The 3863-nt window shown below is 70.8% G+C and carries 6 protein-coding genes; 3 read left to right on the top strand and 3 right to left on the bottom strand.

Going from position 1 to position 3863, the window contains the following annotated elements; all coding sequences use genetic code 11:
- A partial coding sequence (locus AX685_RS07305; RefSeq protein ID WP_066487026.1) for a sulfite exporter TauE/SafE family protein occupies positions 1-616 on the top strand: 616 nt, incomplete at its 5' end.
- Positions 617-622: 6 nt separating this feature from the next.
- Here AX685_RS07305 and AX685_RS07310 read toward each other — a convergent pair.
- Positions 623-1240 carry a flavin reductase family protein gene (locus AX685_RS07310; protein WP_066487027.1) on the bottom strand — a complete coding sequence of 206 codons (618 nt, stop codon included), beginning with the start codon at positions 1238-1240 and terminating at the stop codon, positions 623-625.
- Between the two features lie 26 nt (positions 1241-1266).
- On the opposite strand from AX685_RS07310, the gene AX685_RS07315 reads away from it, so the two are divergent.
- Together AX685_RS07315 and AX685_RS07320 are read left to right on the top strand one after the other, a co-directional pair.
- Positions 1267-1959 (top strand): cytochrome b/b6 domain-containing protein, encoded by a 693-nt coding sequence (locus AX685_RS07315; protein WP_066487029.1) that lies wholly within the window; start codon positions 1267-1269, stop codon positions 1957-1959.
- A complete protein-coding gene (locus AX685_RS07320) occupies positions 1956-2711 on the top strand; it encodes a molybdopterin-dependent oxidoreductase (RefSeq protein ID WP_066487034.1) in 756 nt (251 codons plus the stop codon). The genes AX685_RS07315 and AX685_RS07320 overlap by 4 nt, the downstream gene beginning before the upstream one ends.
- A 161-nt stretch (positions 2712-2872) precedes the next feature.
- On the opposite strand, the gene AX685_RS07325 is transcribed toward AX685_RS07320, so the two are convergent.
- Together AX685_RS07325 and AX685_RS07330 are read right to left on the bottom strand one after the other, a co-directional pair.
- The gene (locus tag AX685_RS07325) at positions 2873-3472 is read right to left on the bottom strand and encodes an SURF1 family cytochrome oxidase biogenesis protein (RefSeq protein WP_066487042.1); all 600 of its coding nucleotides are present in this window, start codon (positions 3470-3472) and stop codon (positions 2873-2875) included.
- On the bottom strand, positions 3469-3852 hold the full coding sequence (locus AX685_RS07330) for a DUF983 domain-containing protein (RefSeq protein WP_066487045.1): 384 nt from the start codon (positions 3850-3852) through the stop codon (positions 3469-3471). The genes AX685_RS07325 and AX685_RS07330 overlap by 4 nt, the downstream gene beginning before the upstream one ends.
- Between the last annotated feature and the right edge of the window lie 11 nt (positions 3853-3863).

Consider the following 3863-nt stretch of genomic DNA (forward strand, 5'->3'; position numbering starts at 1 on the left):
GTCAAACGTCGCGCTGCTGCCCGGCGCGGCGGCGAGCGCGCACGGCTATCGCGACGAACTGGCGCCACTGGGCGGGGTCGACTGGCGCGTGCTGGCGGCGATCACCTTCGTCGCGGGGCTGGCGGGCAGCATCCTGCTGGTGCTGACCCCGACGCGCGCCTTCGACCTCATCATCCCGTGGCTGCTGCTGATCGCGCTGATCGCGATGCTGGGGGGAAAGCGCGCGGCGGACTGGCTGGCGGCGCGCGTCACCATCGGGCCGCGCTCGCTGCTGGCGGTGCAGGCGCTGCTGGGCGTCTATGGCGGCTATTTCGGGGGCGGCGTGGGGCTGATGATGACCGCGCTCTACGGCCTGCTCGCCGGGATCGGGGTGCGCGCGATGTTCGCGCCGCGCACGATGATGCTGGCGGTCGCCAACAGCGCCGCCGCATTGGTGTTCGTCGCGACCGGCATGGTGCGCTGGCCCGCGGCGCTGCCGATGATCGCGGGCGCGATCCTGGGCGGGTGGGGCGGCGCGCTGATCGGCCGCGCGCTGCCGCCGCTGCTGGTGCGGTGGTGGACGCTGGCGGTGACGGGCGCCACCACCGCGGTGTTCTTCGCCCGCGCCTATGGCTGAGGTGGCTCAGCCCGGCCGGTGCATCCGGAACAGCCCGGCCTCCAGCGCCTCGAAATAATCCGCCGGGCCACCGCCGCGCAGGATCGGGCGGGCGCGCGCGGTCTGGTAGACGCCGTCCGCGATCAGCGCGCGGTCGATGTGGATCGCGATCGCCTCCCCAAACACCATCCAGTACGGCATATCGCTGCCGTCGCGCGCGGTCAGCTGCACGATCTGCGTCACCGCGCATTCGAACTGCACCGGGCTGCCCGCGACGCGCGGCGCGGCGACGCGGCGCGAGGGCAGCGCCTCCAGCCCCGCCAGCGCGAATTCGTCCTCGCCCGGCGGCACCGTCGCGCTGGTGGCGTTCATCGCCTCCGCCTGGTCGCGCGTCGCCAGGTTCCACACGAACTCGCCCGTGGCGCGCGCGTTGGCGAGCGAATCCTTCGCGCCGGCCGAACAGAAACCGACGATCGGCGGGCGATAGGCGAACAGGTTGAAGAAGCTGTACGGCGCCAGATTGCGCACGCCGGTGTCCGACAGCGTGCTGATCCACCCGATCGGGCGCGGCGCGACGATCGCGTTGAGCGGATCGTGCGCCAGCCCGTGCCCCGCCGCCGGCTCGTAGAAATGCCATTCGGTCATCGCGCGCCTTCTGCTAGAACGGGTGCATGGCCGCAACCGTCATCCGTCGCCACCGACTCGTCACCCGGATCTGGCATGCGGTGAATGCGGTGTGCATCATCGTCCTGATCGGGTCGGGGCTGGGGATATCGAACGCGCATCCGCGGCTCTACTGGGGCGCCTATGGCGCGAATTTCGACCATGCCTGGGCGCAATTGCCGCGCTTTCCGGCGTGGCTGACGATCCCGGCGAACTACAATCTGGCGATCTCGCGCCGCTGGCACCTGTTCATGGCGCTGATCTTCGCCTTCTCGTTGCTGGCGTACATGATCGTCAGCCTGGTCAACCGGCATATCCAGCGCGACCTGCGCATCCGCCGCGCAGAGCTGTCGCGCGCGCATCTGGCCGCGGACGTGCGCGCGCATCTGGCGTTGCGGTTCCACGACCCGGAGGCGCCGGGCGCCTACAACATCCTCCAGAAGCTGAGCTATGTGGCGGTGATCTTCATCCTGTTGCCGCTGGTGATCGCGACCGGCCTCGCGCTGTCGCCGGGGATGAACGCCATATGGCCGTGGCTGCTGGACGTACTGGGCGGGCGACAGTCGGCGCGGTCGCTGCACTTCATCGCGATGGCCGCCATCGCGGGGTTCCTGGTGGTGCATCTGGTGCTGGTGATCCTGGCCGGCGTGGGCAACGAGCTGCGTTCGATCGTCACCGGTCGCTGGCGGGTGCCCGAATGACCGCGCCGTTCATCCGCCGCCGCACGCTGATCGCCGGGGGCGCCGGGCTCGCGCTGGCGGGGTGCGACCGCGTGATCCGCCAGCCGGCGGTGCGCGAGATCGTGTTCCGCGGCGAGGACATGCACCGCGGCCTGCAGCGCGCGCTGTCGAACCGCGACGCGCTGGCGCCCGAGTTCCGCCCCGACCAGATGTCGCCGCGATTCCGCACCAACGGCACCCGCGACCCGGGCACCGCCGATTATGCCGCGCTGCGCGCCGGGCGGTTCGCGGACTGGCGGCTGACGGTCGACGGGCTGGTGGCGCGCCCGCTGTCGCTGTCGCTGGCGGACATCGGCGCCTTTCCGCAGCGCGCGCAGATCACCCGCCACGATTGCGTGGAGGGGTGGAGCGCGATCGGCAAGTGGCAGGGGCCGCAACTGGGCGCGGTGCTGCGCGCGGCGGGGCTGCGCGACGGCGCGCGCTACATCGTGTTCCGCTGCGCCGATCTGTACGGCGGCGCGCCCTATTACGAATCGATCGACCTGATCGATGCCTTCCATCCGCAGACGATCCTGGCCTGGGCGATGAACGACCGGTTCCTCGACGTCGGCCATGGCGCGCCGCTGCGGCTGCGCGTGGAGCGGCAATTGGGGTACAAGCACGCCAAATACCTGACGCGCGTCACCGCGGTCGCCTCGCTCGACGGGATCGGCAAGGGGCGCGGCGGCTATTGGGAAGACAACGTCGATTACGATTGGTGGGCGGGGATCTGACGCGCCTGCGCGGCGACGAAGAACTGGTTTACGCAAAGCCGCCAAGACGCGACGATGTACCGCTTGTAACAGGCGTGACGGCTGCTTCGTCAGCCGGCGGAGAGGGACGCTTCGCGTCGGCACTAGCCCTCCGAGTCTCCGCGTGAACCCCTCCCAGCGCGCTACCGCCCCCGGCGGCGCAGCGCGATGGCGTAGATGATCGCCGCGATGCCGGCGAACAGGAACCACTGCACCGCATAGGCAAGGTGGTTGTTGGGCACCGCCGACACGTCGGGCGCGGTGTTCGCGGTCAGCCCGGCGGCGGGGGTGTCGGCGATCAGCAGCATCTCCTGCGGACGGCGATCGAACAAGGTCGCGATCAGCGGACGCGAATCGGGGGCATGGCTGATCCAGCCGGACACCTTCCCGCCGCGCCAGTCCACCTTGCCCAGCGGATCGCGCGTCGTGCCCAGCTGCACTTGGAACCCCGGCCCCTCGGCGCCCGTCCGGCAGGTCGCGATCAGCCGGTATCCCGCCGATCCCGCCCCGGCGCGGCGGATGCCGACGGGTTCCAGGCAGAAGGCGCTGGTGCGCCGGAAAAGCAGCGTATCGTCGGGAAAGCGCGGGAAGGCGACCGCGGGCAGCGCCGGATTCCTCGCCAGCCGCGCGATATGCGCTTCCTTGGCCGGCAGCCGATCGAGCAATTGCCACAGCCCCAGCGCGATCATCGCCGCCACGGCCATCCCGACGACCAGCGTCGGGATCAGCGGGATACGCCTCACGGGGTGATCTTTCCCTCGCGCGCGGCATTGCGGAACTCCGCCGCGAGCAGCCAGCCCTTGGCGACGCGCAGCGACCCGACCACCCCGGCGGCGGTTACCGGCACCCACAGCAGCGCATGGACCCACCACGGCGGCCCCAATGCCAGTTCGAGCCAGATCGCCAGCGCGGTGACGATCGCGCCCCAGATCAGCGTCAGGAACGCCGCCGGCCCGTCACCGACGTTGAAATCGCCGATGCGCAGTCCGCACGCGCCGCAGGTCGGGGAAAAGCGAACGGCGCCGGCGAACAATGTCGCGGCGCCGCAACGCGGGCACAGGCCCTTCAGTCCGCATTCCAACGGGGTCGGCACCGCCGCGGCAGGGGCCGACCCCGTTGGAATGCGGACTGAAG

It is taken from the genome of Sphingomonas sp. CCH9-F2 (assembly GCF_001556735.1).
In the GTDB taxonomy this organism is placed as follows: domain Bacteria; phylum Pseudomonadota; class Alphaproteobacteria; order Sphingomonadales; family Sphingomonadaceae; genus Sphingomonas; species Sphingomonas ginsenosidimutans.

Bases quoted from the DNA above. Each gene is read 5' to 3' on its own strand.
- AX685_RS07315 (WP_066487029.1), top strand. From the start codon at position 1,267: ATGGCCGCAACCGTCATCCGTCGCCACCGACTCGTCACCCGGATCTGG.
- AX685_RS07310 (WP_066487027.1), bottom strand. From the start codon at position 1,240: ATGACCGAATGGCATTTCTACGAGCCGGCGGCGGGGCACGGGCTGGCG.
- AX685_RS07320 (WP_066487034.1), top strand. From the start codon at position 1,956: ATGACCGCGCCGTTCATCCGCCGCCGCACGCTGATCGCCGGGGGCGCC.